27 protein-coding genes are annotated in these 25,913 nt (G+C 61.4%); 13 read left to right on the top strand and 14 right to left on the bottom strand.

Annotated elements, in window-relative coordinates; all coding sequences use genetic code 11:
- Positions 1 to 15: 15 nt before the first annotated feature.
- Positions 16 to 639, top strand: a complete 624-nt coding sequence (locus tag AC1DUY_RS08250) for a 2,3-bisphosphoglycerate-dependent phosphoglycerate mutase (protein WP_089263055.1) — start codon at positions 16 to 18, stop codon at positions 637 to 639.
- Between the two features lie 26 nt (positions 640 to 665).
- On the opposite strand, the gene AC1DUY_RS08245 is transcribed toward AC1DUY_RS08250, so the two are convergent.
- Positions 666 to 1,457 carry an alpha/beta fold hydrolase gene (locus AC1DUY_RS08245; RefSeq protein WP_478113558.1) on the bottom strand — a complete coding sequence of 264 codons (792 nt, stop codon included), beginning with the start codon at positions 1,455 to 1,457 and terminating at the stop codon, positions 666 to 668.
- 171 nt (positions 1,458 to 1,628) lie between these two features.
- Between AC1DUY_RS08245 and AC1DUY_RS08240 the strand changes: the two genes are divergently transcribed.
- From AC1DUY_RS08240 to AC1DUY_RS08230, 3 genes are all read left to right on the top strand, one after another.
- Positions 1,629 to 2,279 carry a GntR family transcriptional regulator gene (locus AC1DUY_RS08240; protein WP_115032048.1) on the top strand — a complete coding sequence of 217 codons (651 nt, stop codon included), beginning with the start codon at positions 1,629 to 1,631 and terminating at the stop codon, positions 2,277 to 2,279.
- Entirely contained in the window at positions 2,276 to 3,805 is a 1,530-nt protein-coding gene (locus AC1DUY_RS08235) for an aldehyde dehydrogenase (protein ID WP_478113556.1), read from the top strand. The genes AC1DUY_RS08240 and AC1DUY_RS08235 overlap by 4 nt, the downstream gene beginning before the upstream one ends.
- A 77-nt stretch (positions 3,806 to 3,882) precedes the next feature.
- A complete protein-coding gene (locus AC1DUY_RS08230; protein ID WP_478113554.1) occupies positions 3,883 to 5,250 on the top strand; it encodes an MFS transporter in 1,368 nt (455 codons plus the stop codon).
- 43 nt (positions 5,251 to 5,293) lie between these two features.
- Here AC1DUY_RS08230 and AC1DUY_RS08225 read toward each other — a convergent pair whose 3' ends face one another.
- Positions 5,294 to 6,175 (bottom strand): methylated-DNA--[protein]-cysteine S-methyltransferase, encoded by an 882-nt coding sequence (locus AC1DUY_RS08225; RefSeq protein WP_441278908.1) that lies wholly within the window; start codon positions 6,173 to 6,175, stop codon positions 5,294 to 5,296.
- Between the two features lie 81 nt (positions 6,176 to 6,256).
- Positions 6,257 to 6,775 carry a DUF2244 domain-containing protein gene (locus AC1DUY_RS08220; protein ID WP_439074118.1) on the bottom strand — a complete coding sequence of 173 codons (519 nt, stop codon included), beginning with the start codon at positions 6,773 to 6,775 and terminating at the stop codon, positions 6,257 to 6,259.
- A 22-nt stretch (positions 6,776 to 6,797) separates the two neighbouring features.
- On the opposite strand from AC1DUY_RS08220, the gene nth reads away from it, so the two are divergent.
- A complete protein-coding gene (gene nth / locus AC1DUY_RS08215; RefSeq protein WP_478113551.1) occupies positions 6,798 to 7,574 on the top strand; it encodes an endonuclease III in 777 nt (258 codons plus the stop codon).
- On the opposite strand, the gene AC1DUY_RS08210 is transcribed toward nth, so the two are convergent.
- A complete protein-coding gene (locus AC1DUY_RS08210; RefSeq protein WP_478113549.1) occupies positions 7,571 to 8,323 on the bottom strand; it encodes a sulfate transporter family protein in 753 nt (250 codons plus the stop codon). The genes nth and AC1DUY_RS08210 overlap by 4 nt on opposite strands.
- 140 nt (positions 8,324 to 8,463) lie before the next feature.
- Between AC1DUY_RS08210 and AC1DUY_RS08205 the strand changes: the two genes are divergently transcribed.
- From AC1DUY_RS08205 to AC1DUY_RS08195, 3 genes are read left to right on the top strand one after another with little or no spacing between them, the layout of a single operon-like run.
- A complete protein-coding gene (locus tag AC1DUY_RS08205; RefSeq protein ID WP_089263039.1) occupies positions 8,464 to 9,846 on the top strand; it encodes an ABC transporter substrate-binding protein in 1,383 nt (460 codons plus the stop codon).
- 52 nt (positions 9,847 to 9,898) lie between these two features.
- Positions 9,899 to 10,777 carry a carbohydrate ABC transporter permease gene (locus AC1DUY_RS08200; protein ID WP_089263663.1) on the top strand — a complete coding sequence of 293 codons (879 nt, stop codon included), beginning with the start codon at positions 9,899 to 9,901 and terminating at the stop codon, positions 10,775 to 10,777.
- A 13-nt stretch (positions 10,778 to 10,790) separates the two neighbouring features.
- A complete protein-coding gene (locus AC1DUY_RS08195) occupies positions 10,791 to 11,642 on the top strand; it encodes a carbohydrate ABC transporter permease (RefSeq protein ID WP_478113546.1) in 852 nt (283 codons plus the stop codon).
- A 9-nt stretch (positions 11,643 to 11,651) separates the two neighbouring features.
- Here the strand turns inward: AC1DUY_RS08195 and AC1DUY_RS08190 are convergent, their stop codons facing one another.
- Positions 11,652 to 12,539, bottom strand: a complete 888-nt coding sequence (locus tag AC1DUY_RS08190; RefSeq protein ID WP_120287707.1) for a YiiX/YebB-like N1pC/P60 family cysteine hydrolase — start codon at positions 12,537 to 12,539, stop codon at positions 11,652 to 11,654.
- Positions 12,540 to 12,733: 194 nt separating this feature from the next.
- On the opposite strand from AC1DUY_RS08190, the gene AC1DUY_RS08185 reads away from it, so the two are divergent.
- On the top strand, positions 12,734 to 14,137 hold the full coding sequence (locus AC1DUY_RS08185; RefSeq protein ID WP_120287708.1) for a flavin monoamine oxidase family protein: 1,404 nt from the start codon (positions 12,734 to 12,736) through the stop codon (positions 14,135 to 14,137).
- A gap of 25 nt (positions 14,138 to 14,162) precedes the next feature.
- Here AC1DUY_RS08185 and AC1DUY_RS08180 read toward each other — a convergent pair whose 3' ends face one another.
- The 6 genes from AC1DUY_RS08180 to rpmI form a co-directional block, all read right to left on the bottom strand.
- Entirely contained in the window at positions 14,163 to 15,110 is a 948-nt protein-coding gene (locus AC1DUY_RS08180) for an MBL fold metallo-hydrolase (protein ID WP_478113543.1), read from the bottom strand.
- Between the two features lie 73 nt (positions 15,111 to 15,183).
- A complete protein-coding gene (locus AC1DUY_RS08175) occupies positions 15,184 to 15,951 on the bottom strand; it encodes a TSUP family transporter (protein ID WP_478113541.1) in 768 nt (255 codons plus the stop codon).
- Positions 15,948 to 18,353: a phenylalanine--tRNA ligase subunit beta gene (gene pheT / locus AC1DUY_RS08170; RefSeq protein ID WP_478113539.1), complete on the bottom strand. Its 2,406-nt coding sequence runs from the start codon at positions 18,351 to 18,353 to the stop codon at positions 15,948 to 15,950. The genes AC1DUY_RS08175 and pheT overlap by 4 nt, the downstream gene beginning before the upstream one ends.
- Positions 18,350 to 19,432: a phenylalanine--tRNA ligase subunit alpha gene (gene pheS / locus AC1DUY_RS08165; RefSeq protein ID WP_478113537.1), complete on the bottom strand. Its 1,083-nt coding sequence runs from the start codon at positions 19,430 to 19,432 to the stop codon at positions 18,350 to 18,352. The genes pheT and pheS overlap by 4 nt, the downstream gene beginning before the upstream one ends.
- A 206-nt stretch (positions 19,433 to 19,638) precedes the next feature.
- Positions 19,639 to 19,998, bottom strand: coding sequence for a 50S ribosomal protein L20 (gene rplT, locus AC1DUY_RS08160; protein ID WP_068730282.1), 360 nt, complete (start codon positions 19,996 to 19,998; stop codon positions 19,639 to 19,641).
- Positions 19,999 to 20,066: 68 nt separating this feature from the next.
- Positions 20,067 to 20,267 carry a 50S ribosomal protein L35 gene (gene rpmI, locus AC1DUY_RS08155; RefSeq protein WP_068730283.1) on the bottom strand — a complete coding sequence of 67 codons (201 nt, stop codon included), beginning with the start codon at positions 20,265 to 20,267 and terminating at the stop codon, positions 20,067 to 20,069.
- A gap of 293 nt (positions 20,268 to 20,560) precedes the next feature.
- On the opposite strand from rpmI, the gene AC1DUY_RS08150 reads away from it, so the two are divergent.
- Entirely contained in the window at positions 20,561 to 20,707 is a 147-nt protein-coding gene (locus AC1DUY_RS08150; protein ID WP_170849628.1) for a hypothetical protein, read from the top strand.
- A 115-nt stretch (positions 20,708 to 20,822) separates the two neighbouring features.
- Here the strand turns inward: AC1DUY_RS08150 and infC are convergent, their stop codons facing one another.
- The gene (infC, locus tag AC1DUY_RS08145; RefSeq protein WP_086936983.1) at positions 20,823 to 21,362 is read right to left on the bottom strand and encodes a translation initiation factor IF-3; all 540 of its coding nucleotides are present in this window, start codon (positions 21,360 to 21,362) and stop codon (positions 20,823 to 20,825) included.
- A gap of 323 nt (positions 21,363 to 21,685) precedes the next feature.
- Between infC and AC1DUY_RS08140 the strand changes: the two genes are divergently transcribed.
- Positions 21,686 to 22,468: an alpha/beta hydrolase gene (locus AC1DUY_RS08140; RefSeq protein WP_478113534.1), complete on the top strand. Its 783-nt coding sequence runs from the start codon at positions 21,686 to 21,688 to the stop codon at positions 22,466 to 22,468.
- A gap of 66 nt (positions 22,469 to 22,534) precedes the next feature.
- Positions 22,535 to 23,005, top strand: coding sequence for a nuclear transport factor 2 family protein (locus tag AC1DUY_RS08135; protein WP_231078609.1), 471 nt, complete (start codon positions 22,535 to 22,537; stop codon positions 23,003 to 23,005).
- On the opposite strand, the gene queG is transcribed toward AC1DUY_RS08135, so the two are convergent.
- The gene (gene queG / locus AC1DUY_RS08130; protein ID WP_478113532.1) at positions 22,965 to 24,200 is read right to left on the bottom strand and encodes a tRNA epoxyqueuosine(34) reductase QueG; all 1,236 of its coding nucleotides are present in this window, start codon (positions 24,198 to 24,200) and stop codon (positions 22,965 to 22,967) included. The genes AC1DUY_RS08135 and queG overlap by 41 nt on opposite strands.
- Complete coding sequence (locus AC1DUY_RS08125) at positions 24,149 to 24,841, bottom strand: glutathione S-transferase family protein (RefSeq protein WP_478113530.1); 693 nt, start codon at positions 24,839 to 24,841, stop codon at positions 24,149 to 24,151. The genes queG and AC1DUY_RS08125 overlap by 52 nt, the downstream gene beginning before the upstream one ends.
- Positions 24,842 to 25,046: 205 nt before the next feature.
- On the opposite strand from AC1DUY_RS08125, the gene AC1DUY_RS08120 reads away from it, so the two are divergent.
- Positions 25,047 to 25,856: an undecaprenyl-diphosphate phosphatase gene (locus tag AC1DUY_RS08120; RefSeq protein WP_170849629.1), complete on the top strand. Its 810-nt coding sequence runs from the start codon at positions 25,047 to 25,049 to the stop codon at positions 25,854 to 25,856.
- Positions 25,857 to 25,913 lie beyond the last annotated feature (57 nt).

The following is a 25,913-nucleotide window of genomic DNA, read 5'->3' as shown; positions in this document are numbered from 1 at the left end:
GAAACGGAATTCTCGATGAACGAACGTCTTCTCGTCCTCGTCCGTCATGGACAGAGCGAATGGAATCTGAAGAACCTTTTCACCGGCTGGAAAGATCCTGATCTCACCGAGAAGGGCGTCGCAGAGGCCAAGGAAGCCGGCCGCAAGCTGAAGGCGCAGGGTCTGACCTTCGATGTCGCGTTCACCTCGGCGCTGACCCGCGCGCAGCACACGCTCAATCTCGCACTGGAAGAGATGGGCCAGACCGGCCTGCCGATCACGAAACATCTGGCGCTGAACGAGCGCGATTACGGTGATCTCTCCGGCCTCAATAAGGACGACGCCCGCGCCAAATGGGGCGAGGAGCAGGTCCATGTCTGGCGCCGTTCCTATGACGTGCCGCCGCCCGGCGGCGAAAGCCTGAAGGATACGCTGGCGCGTACGCTGCCGTATTTCGTGCAGGAAATCCTGCCTTGCGTGCTGCGCGGCGAACGCACGTTGGTCGCCGCGCACGGCAATTCGCTGCGTGCCCTGATCATGGTGCTGGAGAAGCTGACGCCGGAAGGCATTCTGGCGCGGGAGCTCGCGACCGGCGTGCCGGTGATCTATCGGCTCAATGCCGATGCGACGGTGGCGTCGAAACTCGATCTGGCGGGTTGATCGACGCGCTCGGTTGCGTGGCGCGGCTAGCGCGCCATCGCAGCCGACACGAAATCCGAGATCGCATCGAGAAAGACGTCGGGCTTTTGCAATTGCGGGACATGCGCGCAGCCCGGAAGCACGATCAGCCGTGCATCAGGTAGTCCGGCAGCAAGCTCTCTGGACATCGGTGGTGGCGTCGCTTCATCGTGCTCGCCGACCAGCACCAGCACCGGCACTTTGACGGTCCCGATCTCGGGGCGCAGGTCCAGCGTCGCCAGGGACTCGCAGGCACTCTGAAACACCCTGGGATCCGTGCGCAAAAAGGCCTCGCGGCGATCGCGCATCAGCTCCGGGTTCTGCTCCTGAAATTCAGCGGCGAACAAGCGTCGCATCGCGACATCGGTAACCGCCGGCAATCCCTTGGTCGATGCTGCCGTCGCCATGTTGCGGAACGCCTCGCGGCCGGGTTCGGAAAACGCTGCGCCGCAATCGGCGAGAACCAGACGGCCTGCAATGCCCGGATGGCGGATCGCCATCTGCAAGGCAACGAAACCGCCATAGCCGTTACCGAGCACGATCGTGTCCGCGCCGTCGCCGCAGTCCCTGACGGCCTCCGCCACGCGGTCCGCTACGGCCGCCAGTCCGCCGCTTACGGCGTCTGATCCCCCAAAACCCGGCAATTCGGGAACGATGACACGGTGGGTCTTGGCCAGCGACGGCACGATGCTGTCGAAGCTTGCCCGGTCAGACAGCAGCGAGTGAAGCAGCACGATGGCCGGTCCTTCGCCGAATTGCGCTGCATTGACGGTGCCGTTTGCCAAGCGCCGATCTGCCATTTTTGCCTCTCTCGTCAAAAGCTTGCAGCCCGCAGCCTGATCGGCTGTCGCATCCGCCTGTCCTGTTGTGTCCCGGACCGGAGCCTAAAAGCAAGGCCTCGATCGCGCAAATCTGACTTGACGTGATATTTCACGAGATGCATCTTTGTCGGAGAATCAGAGGAAATATCCGTGCTTCTTCGAGATAATGTCTACAATAGCCTCAGGTCTGATATCCTGATGTGTCGCTTTCTGCCAGGCGATGATATGCGGGAGCAGGAGCTGGCGGAGCGCTATGCGGTCAGCCGTCAGCCCGTACGCGAGGCTCTGCTGCGGCTGGAGCGGGAACATCTCGTGACGGTGCAGCCGCGCCAGGGTTACCGGGTCAATCCGATCTCGATCTCGGACGCCCGGGACCTGTTGCGGTTTCGCTATGCGGTCGAGCCGGCCTGTGTGTCGGAAGCGATCGAGCACGCCTCGGACAACATCCTGCGCGGATTGGACCAGTACAGGTCGTTCGACGGCTCGGCGGAAGATTTCATCGATTATAACCGCGCCTTCCACATCGCGCTGGCACAGGCGTCCGGCAACCGGCGCATGGCGTCGGCCGCGCGCGATCTGATCGAACAGGCCGACCGGCTGGTGCGTATCAGCATCGCCAACGTCAAGGGCCGCGATCACATGCAGCTCGTGGGCGAGCACGTCAGCCTGATCGACGCCATGCAGCGCCGCGACCAGCGCGGCGCGGCGCGCATCATCAAGGCTCACATCGAGAAAACAGAAAAGCGCGTGCTGCCTGCCTTGGCGCGTAACGCGATCATCGTCGAAGGGAGAGATCTATGAACATTCCAACAAAAACAGGCTCCATCGATGTCGAGATCCACGGCAATTTCGTCGATGGCCGCGAAATCGAAGCCGGCAACGGCGAGATGATTGATGTGCGGAACCCGGCTACGGGCGACGTCATCGCGCGAATCCCCAATTCGACCACGGCCGATATCGATCATGCGATGAAGAGCGCGCGTGCGGCGTTCGAAGGACGCGCATGGGGCGGCATGGATACGCGCGCCCGCGCCCGCCTCATCAACAAGCTTGCCGATGCCTTCGAGGCCAATCTCGACACGCTATACCGGCTGGAGACGTTGAACAACGGCCGTCCTGTCAACGAGACCCGTGCGCAGCTTGCGCGTCTTCCTGATTTCTTCCGCTATTTCGCCGGCGTTGCCCTGGCGCGGCGCGATTCGGTCATCCCGGTCGAAGGCGCGTATCTCAACTACACATTGCGCACGCCGATCGGGATCGTGGCGAACTGTACGCCGTTCAATCATCCGCTGATGATCCTGTGCAAGTCGCTGGCTGCTGTACTGGCCACCGGCTGTGTGACGGTCGTGAAGCCCTCGGAATACACGCCCCTGACCACGCTGAAGCTCGCGCAGATCTTCACCGAAGCCGGCCTGCCGCCGGGTGTGTTCAATATCGTGCTGGGCTACGGCCCAAGTGCCGGCAAGATGTTGTCCGAACACCCTGACATCAACAAGCTGGTGCTGACCGGCGGCACCGAAGCCGGGCGCATCGCCGGATCATCCGCGGCGAAAGTGTTCGCGCATCAGACCATGGAGCTCGGCGGCAAGACGCCTGTCATGGTGTTCGACGATTTCGATGTCGATCAGGCAGTGAACTACGCCGCCTTCGGTGCCTTCATCGGTGCCGGCCAGACTTGCGTCTGCGCTTCCAGGCATATCGTGCAGGCCTCGATCTACGACGAGTTCGTCGCGAAGTTGCAGGCCAAGACGAAGTCTATCCGTATCGGCGATCCGTTCGATCCCAACACGCAGCTCGGCCCGGTGATCTCGGCGCGCCAGCGTGACCGCGTGCTTTCCTATGCGCGTTTCGGTCACGAGGATGGTGCCCGGCTGGTTGCTGGTGGCGTTGCGGCAAAGGTTGCCGGTCACGAAAACGGGTTCTTCGTGGAGCCCACGGTGTTCGCCGATGTTCGGTCGGACATGCGCATCTTCCAGGAAGAGGTGTTCGGTCCGTTCACATCTGTCACGCCGTTCAAGGACGAGGCCGATGCGTTGCGTCTGGCCAATGATTCCCCGTTCGGACTTGCAGCGGCGATCCGCACCCGTGACGTCGCGCGCGCACATCGCGTGGCCGGCCGCGTCAAGGCGGGTATCGTCTGGATCAACGATCATCATCGCCTCGATCCTGCATCGCCCTGGGGCGGCGTGGACGACAGTGGCATCGGCCGTGAATGCGGCACCGAAAGCTTCGATGATCACTTCAACACCAAGAGCGTGATGGTGGCGACGGGCGATGGCCCGTTCGACTGGTATCGCGACACGGCGGCGCAGAAGCGACTGAACTAGAGCAAAGCGATCGCCAACAGATCCCCCACAGAGGGACGGCGCTAATCCGATATGGAAACAAACAGGGAGAGACGACGATGCCGACATCAGTAAATGCGGGCGGCCGGTTGGACCGGCTGCCGATCGGACCGTTCCATTACCGCATCATGACGTTGATCGGGATTGGAATGTTCTTCGACGGCTTTGACATCTACATCGCAGGAACAGTGCTGGGCGTGACGCTCAAGAGCGGCTTCTCGACACTCGCCGAGAATGCGCTGTTCATTTCGGCGACGTTCTTCGGAATGATGCTCGGCTCGTTCGGCACCGGCTTTCTCGGTGATCGCTACGGCCGTCGGTTCTCCTACCAGTTCAATCTGTTGCTGTTCGGCGTGGCATCGCTTGCGGCGGCATTCGCACCAAACATGACCATCCTGATCCTGTGCCGCTTCGTGATGGGTCTTGGGCTCGGTGCTGAAAACGTGGTCGGCTACTCGACGATGACCGAGTTCGTTCCCGCGCGTTCGCGCGGCAAGTATCTGGGGCTGATGGCGGTCTGCGTTGTCAGTGGCCTGCCGGTGGCGCTACTGGTGGCCTCGTTCGTGGTGCCGATGTTCGGATGGCGCGCCATGTTCGTGCTCGGCGGCATCGGTGCGCTGGTGGTCTGGTACATGCGCAAGAACCTGCCGGAGTCGCCGCGCTGGCTCGAGGCCGTCGGCCGCCGCGAGGAGGCAGAGGCGCTCATGCAGAAGATCGAGAGTGAGGCCGCCCAAGGCAAGCCGCTGCCGCCAGTGACCATGGTCCCGACCGTGCAGGCGTCCGGCCAGCTGTCGTCGCTATTCGCGCCCCCACTGCTGTCGCGTATGATCGTCGGTTCGATCTGCCTGATCACCATCAACACATTGCTGTATGGCTTCGTGACCTGGCTGCCGGTGTTCTTCATCAAACAGGGATTGAGTGTCGCCACGTCGTTCAGTTACTCGCTGCTGATGGCGCTGGGTGCTCCGGTCGGCTCGGCCATCGGCGCGCTGACGGCCGACCGTTGGGGCCGCAAGCCGACCATCATCGGTTCGTCGCTGATCGCGGTGGTGTTGGGCATCATCTATCCGATGATTTCCGATCCGCTTCTGCTGCCAGCGGTCGGTTTCGCGCTCACGATCCCGATCTATGTGCTGGTTGCGTTGCTGTTCGGCATCTATATCCCCGAACTGTTCCCCACCGAAGTGCGCTTGCGGGCGTCGGGGATCGTCAACACGCTGGGGCGCGGCGCAACCATCGTGACGCCGTTCTTGGTGGTGACCCTGTTCGAGGCGCGCGGCGTTGCGGGCGTAATGGCGCTGATGATCGGATTGCTGGTGCTGCAGATCATCACGGTGTGGGCGTTCGGCATTGAGCCACGGAACCGCAGCCTTGAAGAAATGAAGACCGACGAATCCCCAGCGCCCGTGCTGAAGGAAGCGTCTTAGTCGTTCAGTCCAATGGGCCGCAGGAAACTGCGGCCCATTGCTGCTAATTCGCTCCCACCTGTCCGGCTTCCCAGCCGATCATGGCCTGCTTCCGTGTAATGCCCCAATGATAACCCGTCAGCGCGCCGGATTTACCGAGCGCGCGATGGCACGGCACCACGAAGGAAATCGGGTTCTTGCCCACGGCCGCGCCGACGGCGCGTGAGGCCTTCGGGTTGTCGATCTTGCAGGCGATATCCGAATAGCTGACCGCACGACCCATCGGGATCTTCAGCAGCGTTTCCCAGACGCGGACTTCGAAATCCGTCCCGATCAACACCACCCGCAGCGGCTGGTCCGGGCGCCACAGCTTGCTGTCGAAGATGCGCTGCGCCAGTCCGGCCGTGCCGGGAGTGTCCTCAATCAATGTGGCCGCCGGCCAGCGCCGGCTCATGTCGGCGAAAGCGCGCTGTTCGTCGCCGGGATCGGAGAAAGCGAGACCCGCAAGGCCGCGGTCGCTGGCGATCACGATCGCGGTTCCGAACGGCGAGGAATGGAAGCCATAACGCAGCTCCATGCCGGCGCCGCCGGTTTTCCATTCTCCGGGTGACATCGCTTCATGGGTTACGAAGAGATCGTGCAGCCGGCCCGGGCCGGAAAGGCCTGAGTCGAGCGCGGCGTCGAGGACGCTGGCGGAATCGCGCAGCAGGTGCTTGGCGTGGTCGAGCGTCAGCGCCTGCATGAACGCTTTCGGTGTCAGTCCCGCCCAGCGGCGGAACAGGTGATGCAACTCGTCCGGCGTCACGCTCGCGGCATCCGCCACGGCCTCGATGTTCGGCTGGTCCCGCCACTGCGAGTGCATGAAGCCGATGGCACGGCGTACGGAATCGTAATCGCGCAGGGCCGCGTCGCGCTGGCCCGGCTTGATCGGGCGATGCTCAGTCATCGCTAGGTCTCTGGCAAGATTCATCATGATATCGATGTAGGCCTGCCCCGACGCGCAAACCACCCGTTTCCCGATGGATCATCAGTTCACCGGATTATAGGTCGGGCCGCGTTTGGCGGCCTGGAGCGCTTCCATCAAGGCTTTGATGAAGCTCGCCTTTTCCTCCGCGCCGAGGAACCGTGCGATCGACACCCGACGGCCGCGCGACACCAGAAAAAGCTGCTCGATGCCGAATTCGGCGTGGCACACCTGATCGATCTGCACCCAGAGTGGATTGAATGCCCATTCCACGACGTCGCCTGATGGGCTGACCCGGCGCACACGGATTTCCGACGGCGTGACCGTGATCTCTTCGGTGGCCCTGGCGCGTCTGTCGTAGACCTTGAAGGCGATATAGATCGCCAGCAGGTCGAGGCCGAAAAAGCCGAGCACCGGCCAGGCGCCCATCAGCAGGAAGGCCATCCCCGCGCCGAACGAGACCATGCTGATGAAACCCATGAGCACGAGGAAGCCCTTGCGACCCAGCGCGTGATGCGGACGCAGCAGCGCGCTGAACAGCATCGGTTCCTGCGGGACGTCAAAGTCGTTGCCTGATGTCATGGTCCCTCAGTATATCCCTTTGATGCCGAAAATCACCCGCAAGCTCCCCGCCAGCACGAAATCCAGTCCTGCAAAGAAGGTTGTAGCGAAAGCGGTAAAGGCGCCTGCGAAGAAGATCGCCAAGCCGAAGCCCATCAAGCTGAAACCCATCAAGTTGAAGCCTTGGACCAAAGCCCAGGTCCATGAAGCGTTCTCGCGCTTCCGCAAGGCTAATCCCGAGCCCAAGGGCGAGCTCGAACATCTCAACCCCTACACATTGCTGGTCGCAGTGGTGTTGTCCGCGCAGGCGACTGACGCCGGCGTCAACAAGGCGACGCGCGCGCTGTTTCCCATCGCCGATACGCCGCAGAAAATGATTGATCTCGCCGAAGAGGCGGTGCGGGACTACATCAAGACAATCGGACTCTATCGCACCAAGGCGAAGAACGTCATCGCGCTCTCGGAAAAGCTGATCCGCGAATTCAGCGGCGTCGTGCCGCGCACCCGCACCGAAATCGAGTCGTTACCGGGGGCGGGGCGCAAGACCGCCAATGTTGTGCTCAATATGGCGTTTGGCGAGCACACGATGGCTGTGGACACCCATGTCTTCCGCGTCGGCAATCGCACCAATATGGCGCCGGGCAAGAACGTGCTGGACGTCGAACTTGAATTGGAGCGCGTGATCCCGCACGAGTTCATGCTGCATGCTCATCATTGGCTGATCCTGCACGGCCGCTATACGTGTCTTGCGCGCAAGCCGCGCTGCGAGGTGTGTCTGATCAACGATCTGTGCCAGTGGCCGGAGAAGACGGTGGTCTAGGCGACCGGCATCTTCGTCACGCGACCCGGCTCGATCAGCTCCGGTCGTGGTCCGCTCAATCGCTTGTGCATATGGACCATGAAGGCCATGCCGAACAGCGGCGTGGCCAGGTTGACGATCGGGATCGAGACGAAGGCTGCGATGAACAGCCCGGCGGTGAACACCGTCGCCGCATGCTGCTTGCGCATCGCCTTGGCGTCCGCTGGCGAGCGGAACCGCATGGCGGCCAGCTCGAAATATTCGCGGCCGAGCAACCAGGCTGTGGCGATAAAGAAGACAACGAAACCAATGCCGGCGAAGAACACGAAGGGTAGCGCGACCAGATAGACCGCGATGGTCAGCAGCGCGGTCTTGCCGCCCTCGGTAATGGCGAGCCCGAACGGCAATGCGACGCCGACCCGCTCCGCGGGATAGTGCTCGCGCTCGACGATATCGGCAACATCATCGACGAACACGCTGGCGACCAGTGACGTAATCGCCGGCATCAGAAAGATTGCGCCGGCGACGACGCCGAGACCGGCGGCAATCGACAAGAGCCAGGACAGCACATTGATCATCATGTGGTAGTCCGACCCGATCGTGCTTTCGGCCCAGACGCCGCCCGAAGTGGCAGCCCAGTTCAACAACCGCTGCATGCCGATTGCCAGGACAGTGATTAAAACCAGGGCAAGTCCGATAGACTTCCACAGGATGCTGCGCATCGGCGGTGAAAGAATTTGCGATAGCGCCTTGGCGGCAGCGACAAGCATCCGATTTTCTCCTTGCGATCACGAAGACGTAACCCTTGCGAAGTTGTCAGACAAGTGCAGCGCAGCATCGACTTCTTCACTGGACGGATAAATAGAAAGAGGTAGTCTCAAGAAAAACAATCATCAGGGAGGACGACGTCTTGATCACCAAGGGTACCCGTGCGCTTGTTTTCGCCACTGCCGCTTCTGGCTTGTTTCTGACCGCAGCGCCCGCCTTCGCGCAGCAAAGCATCACCGTCTGGTTCAGCAAGGGGTTTTATAAGTCTGAAGATGAATCGCTGCTGGCGGCGATCAAGAAGTTCGAAGACAAAACCAAGATCAAGGTCGAACTCTCGCAATATGCCATTCAGGACATGATCCCGAAGACCGTGGCCGCGTTGGATTCCGGCACGCCGCCAGATGTCGCTTATGCCGACACCTACGATGTGCAGGCATCCGGCAAATGGGCCTTCGAAGGCAAGCTGGAAGATATCACCGACATCCTAAAGCCGATGATGGATAAATTCGCGCCGAACACGGTCGAGACGGCCTATCTGATGAACGGTCAGACCAAGAAGAAGGCGTATTACGGCTTTCCGCTGAAGCAGCAATCGATGCATGTGGAGATCTGGAGCGATCTGCTCGAGCAGGCCGGCTACAAGATCAGCGATATTCCCAAGGACTGGAAGGGTTATTGGTCGTTCTGGTGCGACAAGGTCCAGCCGGCCTATCGCAAGGCGTCAGGCAGCCGTGCCTATGGTGTCGGCCAGCCGATGGGCGTGGAGTCCACGGACTCGCTGCAGTCATTCTACACCTTCATGGATGCCTATAACGTCAAGCTGGTGGACGACGATGGCAAGCTTCTGGTGGACGATCCCAAGGTCAAGGAAGGTCTGATCGGCGCGCTCAGGGACTATACCGACACCTATATCAAGGGCTGCACGCCGCCATCCTCGACGACGTGGAAGGACCCCGACAACAATGTCGCCTTCCACAACAAGAGCATCATCATGACCCACAACTTCACGATTTCGATCGCGGCGAAGTGGTTCGAGGATTCGCAAAACCAGACGTTGACGCCGGAGCAGCGCGCTGCCGGCAAGAAGGCCTATGAAGAGACGATCGTCACGGCATCGTTCCCGCTGAAGCCGGACGGCACGCCGATCAAGTATCGCTCCGACGTGAAGACGGGGATGATCTTCTCGCAGTCGAAGAACAAGGCGGGCGCCAAGGAGTTCGTCAAGTTCCTGATGGAAGAAGAAAACCTGGGCCCCTATGTCGAGGGCGCGCTCGGTCGTTGGTTCCCGGTGACCAAAGCTGGACAGGCAAGCCCGTTCTGGCAGGCCGACAAGCATCGCAAGGCGGTCTACACCCAGTTCACGGGAGGCACCTCGTCGTTCGATTTCGTGAAGAATTACAAGTTCACGATCCTCAATAACGAGAACGTCTGGGCCAAGGCGATGAACCGCGTGGTCAGCGAGAAGGTGCCGGTCGAGAAGGCCGTCGATGAGTTGATCGCCCGCATCAAGGAAATCGCGGGTTAGTCCGAGACAAAGCCGGCCGCCCTCGCGGCCGGCTTTTGCAATGGTGTACAGCATGGCCACGATCACCTATCCCGCTCCCGCCGATACGCTGCCACGCCGGCCATGGTCGGCCCGCCTGACGACGCCGCAGGTCTGGGGCGTCGTGATGATCGCGCCCTATCTGCTCGTGTTCGCCGCCTTCGTGGTCTATCCGATCGGTTATGGCTTGTGGCTGGCGCGGCACCCGGCGAGTTACGTCGCGCTCTATAACGATCCGGTATTCGCGCGCGCCGTCGTCAACACGCTGATCTTCCTGATTATCGGCATCAATGTGAAGATGCTGATCGCTCTGTTTCTGTCCGGCTTCTTCGTGCAGTCACGGACATGGATACGCTGGCTGTCGGTACTGTTCATCCTGCCTTGGGCGGTGCCGTCGATCCCGACCATCCTGTCGGTGCGCTTCATGTTCAATCCCGAATGGGGCGTGATCAATAATCTGATCTTCAAGTTTACTGGCGAGGATGGGCCCAACTGGCTGAACGATCCCGCTATCGGCCTGACGCTGGCGATCATGGTGCACATCTGGAAGTCGCTGCCGTTCTGGACGCTGATCCTGATGACAGGACGTCTGGCAATCTCGACGGACATGTTCGAGGCCGCCGATGTGGACGGCGCCAGCTGGTGGCAGAAATTCCGCTTCATCACCTGGCCGTCGATGCAGACGCTGTATCTCACCTGCACGCTGCTTTCGATGATCTGGACGCTCGGCGACTTCAACAGCGTCTATCTGTTGACGGGAGGCGGGCCAGCGGATCTCACTCATGTTCTGTCTACATTGGGGATTCGCTATCTCCGCCTCGATCAGCTCGACATGTCGATGGCGTCCATCGTTTGCGCGATGCCGCTGGTGCTGCCGCTGGTCTATTTCATGATGAAACGGCTCTCTCGATGAAGAGGTTCACCCGATGAGAGTGCCAACGCTACGAGAAGCCGGAACCGAAGCGCGACTGCTGCTGATCGGCATTCCCGTGCTGATCTGGACGCTGATTCCGATCTATCACATGTTCCTGTTCGCGATCTCGCCGAAGCAGGATGCATTCGCGGGCAAGTTGTGGCCCGACCATCCGACGCTGAACAATTTCAGAATCGTGTTCAATCAGCAGCACTATTTCCTGCGCGATTTCTGGGCGCAGTTCCTGAACTCGGTCGTCATTGCGGTGGCGGTCGGTGCGCTGACGCTGGTGATTGCGACATCGGCGGCCTTTGCGATCAGTCGTCTGCGCGTCCGCGGCGGTCGAACGGTGATGAACATGGCGCTGTTCACCTATTTCATTCCCGCGGCATTCCTCGCGGTACCGATGTATCGCACCATGGGCAATTACGGTCTGCTCAACAATCACTGGTCGCTGATCCTGGCGATGGTGACCATTGCTTCGCCCTATGCGATCTGGGTGCTCAAGCAGGCGTCGGACAAGCTGCCGCTCGAGCTCGACGAAGCCGCCATCATGGACGGCGCAACGCCGCTGCAACTGTTTCGCATGGTCTATGTGCCGCTGATGTTGCCATCGCTGGTCGCGATCGGGACCTATGCGCTGCTGCTCGCCTGGAACGAATATCTCTACGCCTTCCTGCTGCTGTCCAAGGATACCGAGATCACGCTACCCGTCGCGCTCGGCAACTTCCTGGCCGCTGATGACTCGCCCTGGGAATTGCTGATGACCACGGGCTTTATTTACGCGCTACCACCAGCCGCAGTGTATTACGCCTTCCGGCGCTACATGGTCGGCGGACTCACAGCGGGCGCGGTCAAGTCTTGAAGTGGCGGATCAGGCGATAAGCCTGATCCGAGGCCTGCTCACGTCTTCGTCAGCCACTTCCGCTTCCGTGTCAGTCGTCTCAGGAATGAGCGTCGGCGTGCCGAAGACGTCCGGAAATGGATCGAAAGTGCCCGCCACCTCCCGGAGCGGCTTTTGTTTGTCGGCCCAATGCAATGCCGTGTAGTCGAATCCGAGTTCAATGGTCGGCTTCACCACTTCGAAATAGGGCGAGATATCGAAATCCCTGGGCATATACAGCGATGAATCGCGGATGTGCAGAATCTCGCGACGGGCCTGGCGGCTACCGGCGCGGGTGATTTTCGGCAGAATCGGATAGCGCACGGCATCGAAAGCCTGCGCGATCAATGCCGAGCAGATGATCTTGGTGGGATCGCCGGAGCCGAAAGCGATCATGCGCCGCCGCCAGCGCTGCGGTATTGGCAGCGGGATCAGGAAGCGCATCAGGTCGAGAATGTTCTTGGTGTCGTAACCAAAGCCAATCCGGTTGATGGCGTAGCGACACACAGTGGTGCGGTCCTCGTAGGACAGACCGACCGGGCGGCACAGGCGGGTGTGGAACGGATAATATTTCGACAGCGGTGCCGAGGTGACACCTTCGCCGATATTGGCCTCGATCAGCACATGCGGCTCGCCGTTCGGCTCTGCAGCACCATCGATTGGGCCGACATAGAGCGCGGCATGCGACCAGGTCGATTGCGTGAGATATTTGATGATGCCGGAGACGCGGTTGTTGCCTTCGACCAGCAGCACGTCACCTTCCTCGATGATACCGCGCAGGCGTTCGGGGTCGCTCGGCGTGAATGGCTCGTAGCCGGGCAGCTCCTTCTGCAGATATTTCGCGATCAGTTTCCCGACCGTATCGAGCATGAGGCCCATGATCGTGACTCCCCCAGCGCGGTTCATGTCGACCGCTTTCCCTGGCTCCATCATGGTCGAGAGCCATTGCAATTTGGTTCATGCCCGCGCGGCGCTGGTGACGATTCATTCACCACGACGGTTGCCGCACACCCTCGAATACGGCAAGGTTCGCGAGACGTTCTCATGCATCATAAAATTTCGGAAACCATGTCATGACGATTTCACGCCGAGATTTCCTGTCGGCGTCCGCAGCATTGACACTTGTGCCGCTGTTCGGCGCAAGGACATTGGCCGCGTCGCTGCCGCGGGATGCTGACATTGTCGTGATTGGCGCGGGCGCTGCGGGCATCGCTGCGGCGCGTCGTATCCAGGCGGCCAATCGCAAGGTGATCGTGGTCGAGGCCTCCAGCCGGATTGGCGGACGGTGCATGACAGACGCGACAAGTTTCGACGCCCCGTTCGATCGCGGCGCGCGCTGGCTGCACACGCCGGAAACCAACGCAGTGGTGAAGCTTGCCCGGCCGGTGGGAATTGATGTCGCGCCATCGCCGCCGAGCCAGAAGCTGCGTATCGGCCGTCGCAATGCCCGCGCCGGCGAGACCGAGGAATTGCTCGCTGCGGTCGTGCGGGCCAATCGCGCCATCGACGAAGCAGCGCGCCGTGCCGACATCTCCTGCGCCGCGGCGCTGCCGAAGGACCTCGGGGACTGGGCGGGCACGATCGATTTCGTGCTCGGGGCCTATGCGACCGGCAAGGACCTCAAGGATCTCTCGACGCTGGATCTCTCGCGCGCGCAGGATCGCGCCATCGATGTTGCCACGCGCCAGGGGCTCGGGGCGTTGATGGGCAAGCTCGGCGAGGCCGTTCCGGTGGCGCTGTCGACCCCTGCGACGCGCGTGACCTGGAGCGGACGCGACATCGGCGTTGAGACGGCGTCAGGGCGCATTGCGGCGCGGGCGGTGATCATCACCGCATCAAGCAATGTGTTGTCGTCGGGGACAATCAAGTTCACGCCGGAACTGCCAAAGCGGCAGCTCGACGCGGCGGCAAAACTCAGCCTCGGCAGCTATGACCGTATCGCGCTACAGTTTACTGGCAATCCGCTCGGGCTGGGTCGCGATGAGCTGATGGTCGAACAAAGCACGAGCACACGTACCGGTGCACTGTTTGCGAACATTGGCGGGTCATCGCTGTGTACCGTCGATGTCGCGGGCGCATTCGGCCGCGACCTTGCAACTCAGGGCGAGGCCGCGATGGTGGCTTTCGCCGTTGAATGGCTGACGAAGCTGTTCGGCTCCGATATCAAACCGGCGATCAAGCGTTCTGCAACGACGCGCTGGGATACGATGCCATTCGTGCTCGGAGCCATGTCGGGGGCCGCACCGGGTGGCCAGGCCTCGCGCCGCGTATTGGCTGAGCCTATGGGCAATCTGTTCCTTGCCGGCGAAGCCACGCACGAAACATTGTGGGGCACGGTCGATGGCGCATGGGAAAGCGGCGAGCGCGCAGCAGAGGCGGCGCTCAAGAAGATCGGCGCAATGAAAGAGCCGGAACCAGACAAGCCGGTGCGGACGAAGCAGCGGCGGCAGCGGTCGAGCGGAGCGGGGTTGGAGTAGCCGCGACGTGAGGCTGCTATTGGCGCTACACCGGTAGCGCCAGCTGCATCAGATCTTTGGCCACGATGATCTTGCCGGAAAAATTCTTTCGCACGCCCGAGATCCAGTCCTCGTCGGTGACTTCGGGATCGTCGCCCGGCACGAAGTGGCTGAGCACCAGCACCTTCACGCCAGCCGCGGCGGCGATGCGGCCGACATCCTCGGTGGTGGTGTGGCTTTCCATCAAATGCTTTTTCAGCGTTGCGCCGTTCTTCGTCTTGATCACCAGCCGGTCAACAGCGGGCACGTAAAGTGCCTCATGCACCAGCACGTCCGCTCCCTTGGCGAACTCTGCTAGCCTCGGGTTGTAAGCGGTGTCGCTGGAGAACACGATGACGCCGTCGGGCGTCTCGAATTTGTAGGCGAAGCTGTCGACGATCGGCGGATGCGGAGTGCGGAAGGCTGTCACCTTGACGTCGACGGTCTGCAGCACCACGCCATCCTCGGTGATATCCTTGGCAACGAGCAACGGCCGCGGATCGGGGCGGCCTTCATCTTCGATGCGGGTATCAACGTCGAATTTGTTCAACTCCCAGTAAGTCCGGGTCATTGCCTCGATGCCCTTGGGACCAAACGAGTGGATCGGCGTCGAGAGGCCTGCGGCCCAAGCATTGTAGAACAAGTTGCCGTATTCCAGATTGTGATCGGAATGGTGGTGGCTGATGAAGATATACTTCACCGAGGGAAGCGGCACGCCGGCATTGACCAGTTGCCGGCTGACGCCCATGCCGCAATCGATCACGAATGGCGTGTCGTTGACGACAACGAGGTTGGCGGGATTGGATGCACCGACGCCGACGCGCGGGCCGCCCTTGGTGCCGAGAAATATGATCCTGGTGCGCGGTTTTGCTGGCGTCTGCGCCAGCGCGGGGCGCGCCGCGAGGACCATGGCGCCGGCAGCGGCAAACTTCAGCATGTCGCGACGATCGATCATGGTCTTCTCCCGTTGTTCTTGAATTGGAGAGACCCTAGCGCCGCGGCGGCTGGCGCCGCAAGTCACGCAAGCGTCAGTGAAATATGCCGTCGAACAGCGGCAGGCTGATCAGCGCCGAGACGGCTATTAGGGCGTAGCAGATCTTGCGGAACAGCTCGTCGCTAGCCTTGCCGAACAGTTTCGAGCCAATCCACAGGCCGAGGCCGAACAGGGGGCCGGTGACTACCGCGAGCCCAAGGATGGCCGTGCTCCACAATCCGCCGATCGTATAGCTGATGATGATCAAGACGTCTGCGACCGCGAAATACAGGATGATATTTGCGCGGGTGACGGCAGCGACTGCCGCGTCTCGCAGCCAATACATCACTATCGGCGGGCCGCCGAGTTGCGCCAAGCCACCAAAAAAGCCGGCGACACCGCCGACACTGACCGTCACTGGAACGGTCGGCTTACCGGGATAGCGCCAGCCGGAGATCAGTAGCGTCAGCATCGTGACGATCAGTGCGACGATGGCCCAGCGAACGGTCAGCGGATCGGCCCAGGCCAAGGCCATCGTGCCAAGTGGCACGCCAATAAGTGCGCCCAGCGAAATGATGCTGACGTCGCGCCTGTCGGCTCGTCTTGCGGCGTTCGGGATCAGCGTCAGCGTGGTCGAGAAGTCGATCAGCAGGAGCAAGGGCGATGCGACCTGCGCGCCGGCCACGCTTGAGGCGAGTGGCATGAAGATCAGCGCCGAACCGAAGCCCGAAAACCCGCGGGCCAGTCCGGCGATGAAGGCGGTGACGGTGATAAAAACGAGCGACGTGGTCGAATACTGGACCAGGCCGAGTGATTCCATCATGCGCGCAACGTGCCGCCCGTCTTCTTCGTTACTTCCGCCACGATCTTCGCTGCCACCGCATCAATTTCCTGATCGGTCAGGGTCTTCTCACGCGGCTGCATGGTCACGGCGATGGCGACGGACTTCTTGTCGTCGTCGATGCCCTTGCCTTCATAGACGTCGAACACCGTCACATCGGTGACCAGCTTCTTGTCCACGCCGGCTGCCGCACGGAGGATGTCACCGGACCTGACCTTGCGATCGACGATGAAGGCGAAGTCGCGTGACACAGGCTGGAACGCCGAGAGCTCCAAAGTCGGTTTGGCGCGGGTCGCCTTCTGCTTGGCGTCGGGAATGCGATCGAGGATCACTTCGAACGCCATCAACGGGCCGTCGGCACCGAGTGCTTCGAGCGTGCGCGGGTGCAACTCGCCGAAATAACCGAGGACGTTCTGCGGTCCGATCTGGATCGTACCCGAACGGCCGGGATGCAGCCAGTTCGCGCCACCGGCGACGATCTGCAGCGCCTGCATCGGTGCACCTGCGGCTGCGAGAACTGCAAAGGCATCGGCCTTGGCGTCGAGTGCGTTCGCAGCGCTGGCGCCTGACCAATGACGGCCGCTGCCAGCCGACGAGGCGAGGCCACGCCGCACGCCGGATGCAGCCATGAACTGATCTTGCGGGCGATCGCCGCGGAAGATCTGGCCGACTTCGAACAGCGCTAGGTCGGACGAACCGCGATGCGCATTGGCTTGAGCGGCTGCGATCAGTCCGGGCAACAGGCTCGGCCGCATGTCGGAGAGATCGGCGGCGATTGGATTGGCCAACGCCAGTTCCGGCGCGCCGCCGCCGAACACTTCGGCATGCGGCTTCGAGATGAACGACCATGTCACGGCCTCGACGAGGCCGCGCGCGGCCAGTCCACGCTTGGCGCGGCGGGTGCGCTGCTGGATCTGCGTCAGTACCGGCTTGCGCGGGGCATCGCCGCGCGGGAACGGCGTCATCGGCACCTTGTCGACGCCGAAGATGCGCATGACTTCTTCGACGATGTCAGCCTTGCCGGTCACGTCGCTACGCCATGACGGCACTGCGACCTTCACCACGGGGCCGCTGCCGGCCACCATGAAGCCGAGATGCGTCAGGATGCGTCGCATCTCCGGGAATGGTACGTCGATGGCGGCGAGGCGCTTCACCTCGGCAATCGGGAAGTCGATGATACGGTCGTCTCCGTAGGGCTTGCCAACGACGATGCTCTCCGACGGTGCGCCGCCGCACAGTTCCATCACTAGCTTGGTTGCCAGTTCGAGACCGGGCACCATGAAGACCGGATCGACGCCGCGCTCGAACCGATAACGCGCGTCGGAATTGATCCCGAGCCTGCGGCCGGTCTGCGCGATATTGATCTCGTTCCACAGCGCGGATTCGATCAGTACATCGGTGGTGTCTTCCGAACAGCCCGACGCTTCGCCGCCCATGATGCCGGCGAGCGACTCGACACCATTGTCGTCGGCGATGACGCAGGCCTTGCTGTCGAGCGTGTAGGTCTTGCCGTCGAGCGCGAGCAGCGTCTCGCCGTCACGTGCGCGGCGGACAACGATATCGCCCTTCACCTTGGCGGCGTCGAACACATGCAGCGGACGGGCGCGGTCGAAGGTCAGGAAGTTGGTGATGTCGACCAGCGCATTGATCGGGCGCAGGCCGATGGAGGTCAGCTTCTTCTGCAGCCACTCCGGCGATGGGCCGTTCTTGACGCCGCGCACGAGACGCAGTGCGAAGCCGGGGCACAGCTTGGCGTCTTCGACGGTGACTTTCACCGGGCAGGGGAATTCGCCCTTGATCGGCTTGATGCCGGGATTCTTGAACACGCCCATGTCGGCCGCGGCGAGATCGCGCGCAATGCCCGACACGCCGGTGCAGTCCTGACGATTGGGCGTCAGGTTGATTTCTATGACGGGATCACCGAGCTTGGCCCAGTCGGGATAGATCGCGCCGACGGGCGCATCGGCGGGCAGTTCGATGATGCCGTCGATCGCGTCGGGGAGTCCGAGTTCGCCGGCCGAGCACAACATGCCCTGGCTTTCGACGCCGCGGATATTACCGAGGCCGATGGTGAAATCCTTACCCGGGATAAAAGTACCAGGCCTGGCGAGGACGGTCTTCAGTCCCGCGCGCGCATTCGGCGCCCCGCAGACGATCTGCAGCAGCTTGTCATCGCCGGCATTCACGGTGCAGACGCGCAACCGATCTGCATTGGGATGTTGCACGGCTGTGACGATCTCGGCGATCGTGAACGGCTTCAGCAGCTTCGCCTTATCGTCGATATGTTCGACCTCGAGCCCGATCATGGTGAGCTTGTCGGTCAGCGTCTCGAGCGACTCGTCGGTCTCGAGATGATCCTTCAGCCAGGAGAGGGAGAATTTCACGTGCTCAGTCCTCCGGCCAGCGTCGGTACTTCAAGCGGCTTGAAGCCGTAGTGATTGAGCCAACGCACGTCGCCTTCGAACAGCTGACGCAGGTCGGCCATGCCGTATTTCAGCATCGCGATACGATCGATGCCCATGCCCCAGGCGAAGCCCTGATACACGTCGGGATCGATGCCGCAGGCGCGCAGCACATTCGGATGCACCATGCCGCAGCCGAGAATCTCGAGCCAGTCTTCGCCTTCGCCGAAGCGGATCTCGTTCTTGTCGCGGCGACACTGGATATCGACTTCCAGCGACGGCTCCGTGAACGGGAAGAACGACGGACGGAAACGCATATTGACGTTGTCGACCTCGAAGAATGCCTTGCAGAATTCGTGCAGGATCCATTTGAGGTGGCCGAGATGCGAACCCTTGTCGATGACCAAGCCTTCCACCTGATGGAACATCGGCGTGTGGGTCTGGTCAGAGTCGCTGCGATAGGTGCGGCCCGGACAGATTACGCGGATCGGCGGCTGCTGGCTCAGCATGGTGCGCACCTGCACCGGTGATGTATGCGTGCGCAGTAACAGGCGCGAGCCGTCTTCCTTCGGATTGAAGTAGAAGGTGTCGTGCATCTCGCGGGCGGGATGGCCCTCGGGGAAATTCAGCTTGGTGAAATTGTAGTCGTCCGTCTCGATATCCGGACCTTCGGCGACGGCGAAGCCCATGTCGGCGAAGATCGTCGTCAATTCGTCCCAGGTCTGGCTGAGCGGATGAATGCGGCCGAGTTCAGCGGGGCCATCGCGCAGCGGCAGCGTCACGTCGATGGTCTCGGAAGCGAGACGTGCATCGAGGGCTGCGGATTTCAACACATCGCGGCGCGCGGTCAGCGCTTGCGTGACGGTGTCCTTGGCCAGGTTGATGGCCGCGCCTTCGGTCTTGCGTTCTTCTGGCGTCATCTTGCCGAGAGTCGACAACAGCGCGGAGATCGAACCCTTCTTGCCGAGCGCGCCGACGCGCACGGCTTCCAGGGCGGCTTCGTCGGAGACATTGGCAATATCGGCCAGAATAGTCTGTTGGAGCGTCGTCAGATCGGACATCAGCAACCTCGATGAGAGAGGCGGGCGCCTCTTGCTGTCTGCGCGTCCGACGGAAGGCCGGGCACCAGCTTCTACAGCACGGATATCACAGGGATTAAGACGTCAATGGCCGGGACAGGAGCGCGTGAACGCTTCTGCCCGGCCATGACAATGTCGATGAATACGCGGAGTGGAGAGCTCAGGCCGCCAGTGCGGCCTTTGCTGGCTTAGGCTGCGAGTGCAGCTTTGGCCTTCTCAGCAATCGCGTTGAACGCCGCCGGCTCGTTGATCGCGAGATCCGAGAGCACCTTGCGGTCGACCGTCACGCCGGACTTGGCGAGACCGTTGATAAACACGCTGTAGGTCATGCCGAGCGGACGGACGGCAGCGTTGAGACGCTGGATCCAGAGCGCGCGGAACGTACGCTTCTTGCGCTTGCGATCGCGGAACGCATATTGGCCGGCCTTGTCGACGGCAGCCTTTGCGGCGCGAATGGTGTTCTTGCGGCGACCGCGGAAACCCTTGGCGGCCTTGTAGACTTTCTTATGCTTGGCGTGAGCCGTCACACCGCGTTTTACGCGAGCCATGACTGATCTCCTTCATCTGAAATAACAAAAGGGGTGATATCCGCCGCAATGAAGCGGCGTAAGGGCGATCAGGCGTTTGGCAGAAAGTACTGCTTGATGTTGTCGCCGTCGGTCTTGAACAGCACGCGGGTGCCGCGGAGCTGACGAATCTGCTTCTTCGTCCGCTTGATCATACCGTGGCGCTTACCGGCATGGGCGGCCATGACCTTACCCGTTCCGGTGACTTTAAAGCGCTTTTTAGCGCCCGACTTGGTCTTCAGCTTGGGCATTTGGCTCTCCTATGGCCACGCAGAAAGCGCCCCGAAAGGCGTTGCGTCGGCTAAAATGCTCGTTAGAGCGTTGAAAATGCTCAACTAACCGCCGTTTGCGGAAAGTCAGCACAGTCGTCGACACGGCAGCCCTTAATCAGCCGGGCGACGAAGGTTGCGCTTATGGCAGAGGAATGCTCCGATGGCAACGATTAACGCGGCTCAACACTCTGTTTAGCGCATGGCTTCAGACTGGTCCGACGCGCCCCGGATGCCTATGTGATCCGGACCAGAGAAACAGAGGGACGACGACAATGGCCCGGAATGCACGTGCCGCCGCAAGGGCGGTTGCCATCCAGCAAGATGCTGCTGCTCAGACCGCCACCCGCTTGATGTTTGCTGCTGCGGGGCTCGCTGCGGCTCTCGCGCTGGCCGGTGCACTCGCCCTCATTTCGGGCTGAGCCGTCCGGCTCCGGACGATCTCCGAATACTCTCCCAAAGAAAAAAGGCCCGCCAGAAATCTGACGGGCCGAAATTCCTGATTACCAACCTCGTTAAGGTCAGTTGGCGCTGTGATCAGCGCGGTGCAAGCACCATCACCACTTGACGACCTTCGAAGCGCGCGTCCTGCTCCACCTTGGCGTATTCGGCGACGTCTGCTTTGACCTTGTCGAGCAGCTTGGTACCGATTTCCTGGTGCGCCATTTCGCGGCCACGATAGCGCAAGGTGATTTTGACCTTGTCGCCTTCTTCGAAGAAGCGCTGCATCGCGCGCATTTTCACGTCGTAGTCATGATCATCGATCATCGGGCGGAGCTTGATCTCCTTGATTTCGACGATCTTCTGCTTCTTGCGGGCCTCGGCGGCCTTCTTCTGCGCCGAATACTTGAACTTCCCGTAGTCCATGATCTTGCAGACGGGGGGGCTCACATTCGGCGAAATCTCGACCAGATCCATACCGGCTTCCATCGCCATCTTGATCGCAGCAATGGTTTCCACGGTGCCGTGGTTGAGGCCGGTCTGATCAATCAGCTGGATCTGCAGATTGCGAATTTCATCGTTGGTGCGCGGCCCGTCTTTGGTTGCGGCGGGCGGGGCTCTGTTGGGACGGCGAATGGGTAACTCTCCAATGTTGTTTAGGAAGGCCGCAGTGTGAAGGAATAAGGCGTTTGGAGCAAGCAAACTCACGCAACGCAGCGCCAATCAGTCAAATACGAGGCAATTTCGTCACGCGAAAGGCCATAGGCGCCGTACACCGCTGACCTTGCTCAAATAGAGTTCCCCGGCCGGTTCTGCAAGCCGTGGTTGACAGGAGCGCAACGCGGTATCGAGGCGGACGTTCCCTGGGATGATATGGACGTTGAAGGATCGACGTTGACGATCCCGACCTGCTCAATCAAACAGCAATCGGCATTTCAGGGTCGAACAAGGATGGTTTGATGAGCACAACGGTATCGATCGACCCCACTTTCATCACAGCAGGTACAGGCAGTAGCCGCCGCCAGATCGCCATCCGGGTCCGCGATGGCGCTGCTCCGGGCCTGTTCTGGATGAGCGGCTTCAAATCCGACATGCAGGGTGGCAAGGCGGTGGCGCTCGATGCCTGGGCCGCCGACCATGGCCGGGCCTGTGTACGTTTCGATTATTCCGGCCATGGCGAATCCGGCGGCGATTTCGTCGATGGGACCATCGGCCAATGGCTGGAGGATGGCCTCGCGGCGTTCGATGCGGCCTGTCAGGGGCCGCAGGTGGTGATTGGCTCGTCGATGGGCGGCTGGATGGCACTGCTGCTGGCGCGCGCGCTGGCCCGACGCGGCAAAGCGGGGCGCGCGACGCTGAAGGCCCTGGTGCTGATCGCGCCGGCGCCGGATTTCACCGAAGAGCTGATGTGGAAAGGCTTCTCGCCGGAAATCCGCGTGGAGATCGAGACCACCGGTCAATGGCTGCGCCCGTCGGAATATGGCGAGCCCTATCCGATCACGCGGCGGTTGATCGAAGAGGGGCGCAATCACCTGCTGCTCGGCGGTACGATCGATGTCGGTTGCCCCGTGCGGATTTTGCAAGGCAGGCAGGACCCCGACGTGCCCTGGCAGCACGCTTTCCGGCTGGCCGAACGGCTGCCGAGCGAAGATGTCGTGTTGACCATGATCCAGGACGGTGACCATCGGCTGTCGCGCCCGCAGGACATTGCGCGACTATTGTCGGCTGTGGCGGAGTTTTGATTGCATCACCCGTACCATTGAATAGGCTCGCGTGAAAAGAGCGATCAATCAGCGGGAGGAATTCGGATGGACGCTACGGCACTCTTGCGCGCATTTTGCGATGCCGTTGAACAGCGTGACGGCCAGAGCTTCGCTGCGCTGTTCACTGAAGACGGCGTCTATCACGACGTCTTCTACGGCGCATTCGAAGGCCGCGTGAAAATCGCCGACATGGTCGATGACTGGTTCTATCGGACCGCGGAAGATTTTCGTTGGGACATGCACACGCCCGTCAGCGACGGCACCACGCTCTATGCGCGCTATACATTCAGTTATCGCTCGAAACTCCCGGAAGCCAATGGCGGCCGCGCGATGTTCGAGGGCGTTGCGATCATGACGCTGCGTGACGGCAAGATCGTGAGCTATCACGAAGTGGCCAATACGGCACCGGCTTTCGTCGATCTGCATTTCGCGCCGGAGCGCATCGCCAAGATCGTCGCCAAGCAGGGTGAAGCGCTCAAAGCGCGACCGGAGATGGCGCGACACCTGACGAACTGAGCGCCAGTCGCCACTCGCTACCGACGCTCTCGTCCTGTTCTGCTTCGGTGAACTGCCCAGCCAATGCAGCAAACGCATCCGCAGGCATCAGTTGCGACAACGCCCACACTGCTGCCCCGCGGACCATAGGGCTTTCATCGCCGAGCAGTCGCTGCGCGTCGTCCATCAGCGACAGGTCGTTCGAATTGCCGATGGCGATCAGCACATTGCGAATGAAGCGGTTACGGCCAATGCGCTTCACGGGTGACTTCGTGAAGAATGTGCGGAAAGACGGATCATCGAGCCTTGCAAGTTCGGCCAGCGACGGCGCGCGCAACTCATCGCGTGCGGCGAGTTTGATCTCGCGGCCCTCCTGAGCGAATTTGTTCCATGGGCAGGCGGCGAGGCAATCGTCGCAGCCATAGATGCGATTGCCCATGGGCTTGCGGAATTCGTGCGGGATCGGCCCCTTGTTCTCGATCGTGAGGTAGGAAATGCAGCGCCGCGCATCGAGCTTGTAGGGCGCGGGGAAAGCCGATGTCGGGCAGCTGTCGAGGCAGGCCTGGCACGAGCCGCAGTGATCGATGGTGCGCGCATCGCGCGGCAGTTCGAGCGTGGTGAAGATCGCGCCGAGAAACAGCCACGAGCCGAATTCGCGCGAGACGAGATTGGTATGCTTGCCCTGCCAGCCCAATCCTGCGGCGCCGGCGAGCGGCTTTTCCATCACGGCAGCCGTATCGACAAACACTTTCACATCGCCGCCGGCTTGCGCGATCAGCCAGCGCGCCAGCAGCTTCAGGCGCTTCTTGATGAGGTCATGATAATCGTCGCCGCGGGCATAGACCGAGATCGCAGCGTGCGAGCGTTGCCTGAGGATCTCGAGCGGATTCTCGTCGGGTCCGTAATTGACGCCGAGCATGATGACGGAGCGCACGTCCTGCCACATCACTTTGGGATCGGCGCGGCGGTCCGGATTGTCGGCGAGCCACTCCATGTCGCCATGGGCGCCGGCATTGAGAAATTCCTGCAGCCGCTCGCGCACGCCGGCGATGGCGTCCGGATCGGTGATCCCGATTGAATCGAAGCCAAGCGCCTTCGCCTCGCGCGTCAGCCTATCCTTGAGATCGGCGGGAAGCGTGGCGCGGTCGTCGTCAGCGGATGGGCTCAGAAATCGAGATCCACATAGGTCCGCGATGCCGGCACGCCTGCCAGCCATTCGCTCAGCAGCGGTCGGAACGACGGACGGGATTTCACCCGCGCGTACCACGCCTTCGCTGCGTCGTCCTCGCTCCATGGCACATCGCCCAGATAGTCGATCGCCGACAGATGAGCTGCCGCGACCAGATCCGCATAAGTCAGTCGGTCACCGGCCAGAAAATTGCGCGTCCGCGCCAGCCAACCGATATAGGCCAGATGATAGCGCACATTTGCGGTGGCTGCGCGAATCACATCCATCGCCGGGGCGCCGCCGCCGACCTCTTCGCTCATGAAGCGCTTGTAGATGCGCTCGGTGACCAGTGGGCCGGACGCTTCCTCGAAGAATTTCTCGTTGAACCACGCCATCAGCCGGCGCACTTCAATGCGTTCCGCCATCGCGACAGGTAGCAGGCGGCGATCGCCCATCTCCGGTCCATGGGTCTCGTCGATATATTCGGCAATGATCCCGGCGCCAGGAATGGGCGGGAAACCATCGGTGAGCACCACAGGCGTAGTTCCCGCAGGATTGAGCGCCAGAAATGCCTCGCGCCGATCCCACGGCCGCTCGTCCACCAGTGTGAGGTCGAGTCCGTATTCGCCGAGTACGAGACGAATGAAGCGGGAATGCGGACAGAACGAGTGATGGTAAAGCGTGTACATGCGGGCCTTGATAGTTATGCGGTCGTTAAGAAAGCGTCTCGGTTGCGTCGGTGGTAAAAGTGTCACGCGGCGCGCGCCAAACTAGCGAAGCTTGGCTCTGAGGCAACCCGCGAATGTGATGGTATTTGCGATTGCAGCAATGAAGGGAATAGGCGAGAAGAACCCGGCTTTTTCAGGCCCACACTGACGAAGGACAGATAAGCGGATGATGTCTGATGCGATAAGGGCGGTGATTCTCGGCATTGTCGAGGGTGTCACCGAGTTCCTGCCGGTTTCCTCAACGGGGCATCTGCTGCTCGCGGAACGCTTCTTCGATCTGGGCGAGGACAATTTCTGGAAGAGCTTTGCCGTGCTGATCCAGCTCGGCGCCATTCTGGCAATCCTTGCACTTTACTTCGGCAAGTTGTGGCATATCGCGCTGAACCTGTTCAAAGGCGACGCTGCGGCGCGCCGTTTCGTGATCGGCGTACTGATCGCGTTCCTGCCTGCTGCCATCATCGGCGCCGCTGCCGGCGGCTATGTCAAAAGCTATTTGTTCAATCCGTGGGTCGTGTGTTTCTCGCTGATCGTTGGCGGGGCGATCCTGCTCTGGGTCGATCAGCTCGATCTTGAGCCCGTGCATCACGATGCCACGACGTTTCCATTGCCGATGTATCTGAAGATCGGTCTGGCGCAATGCGTGGCGATGATTCCCGGGGTGTCGCGCTCCGGCGCGACCATCGTCGGTGCCATGCTGCTCGGCGCCGAGAAGCGCGCAGCGGCGGAGTTCTCGTTCTTCCTGGCGATCCCGACCATGGTCGGCGCCTTCGTCTACGATCTCTACAAGAGCCGGGCCGATCTCTCGGTCGATCACGGCGTGATCATCGCCATCGGTTTCGTGGTGTCATTCATCACCGCGATCATCGTGGTGAAAAGCTTTCTCGGCTACGTGACGCGCCACGGCTTCGCGTTGTTCGCATGGTGGCGCGTGATCGTCGGTACGCTCGGGCTGATCGCGCTGGCGCTGGGCTACTGAATTTTGCCAAACACTCTGCTGTCATCCCCGCTCCGCGCACGCCTTCGGCGTGCCTGG

It is taken from the genome of Tardiphaga sp. P4_G1, assembly GCF_056401215.1.
The sequence above is the reverse complement of the archived record's forward strand: the minus strand, read 5'-3'. Positions and strand labels throughout refer to the sequence as shown.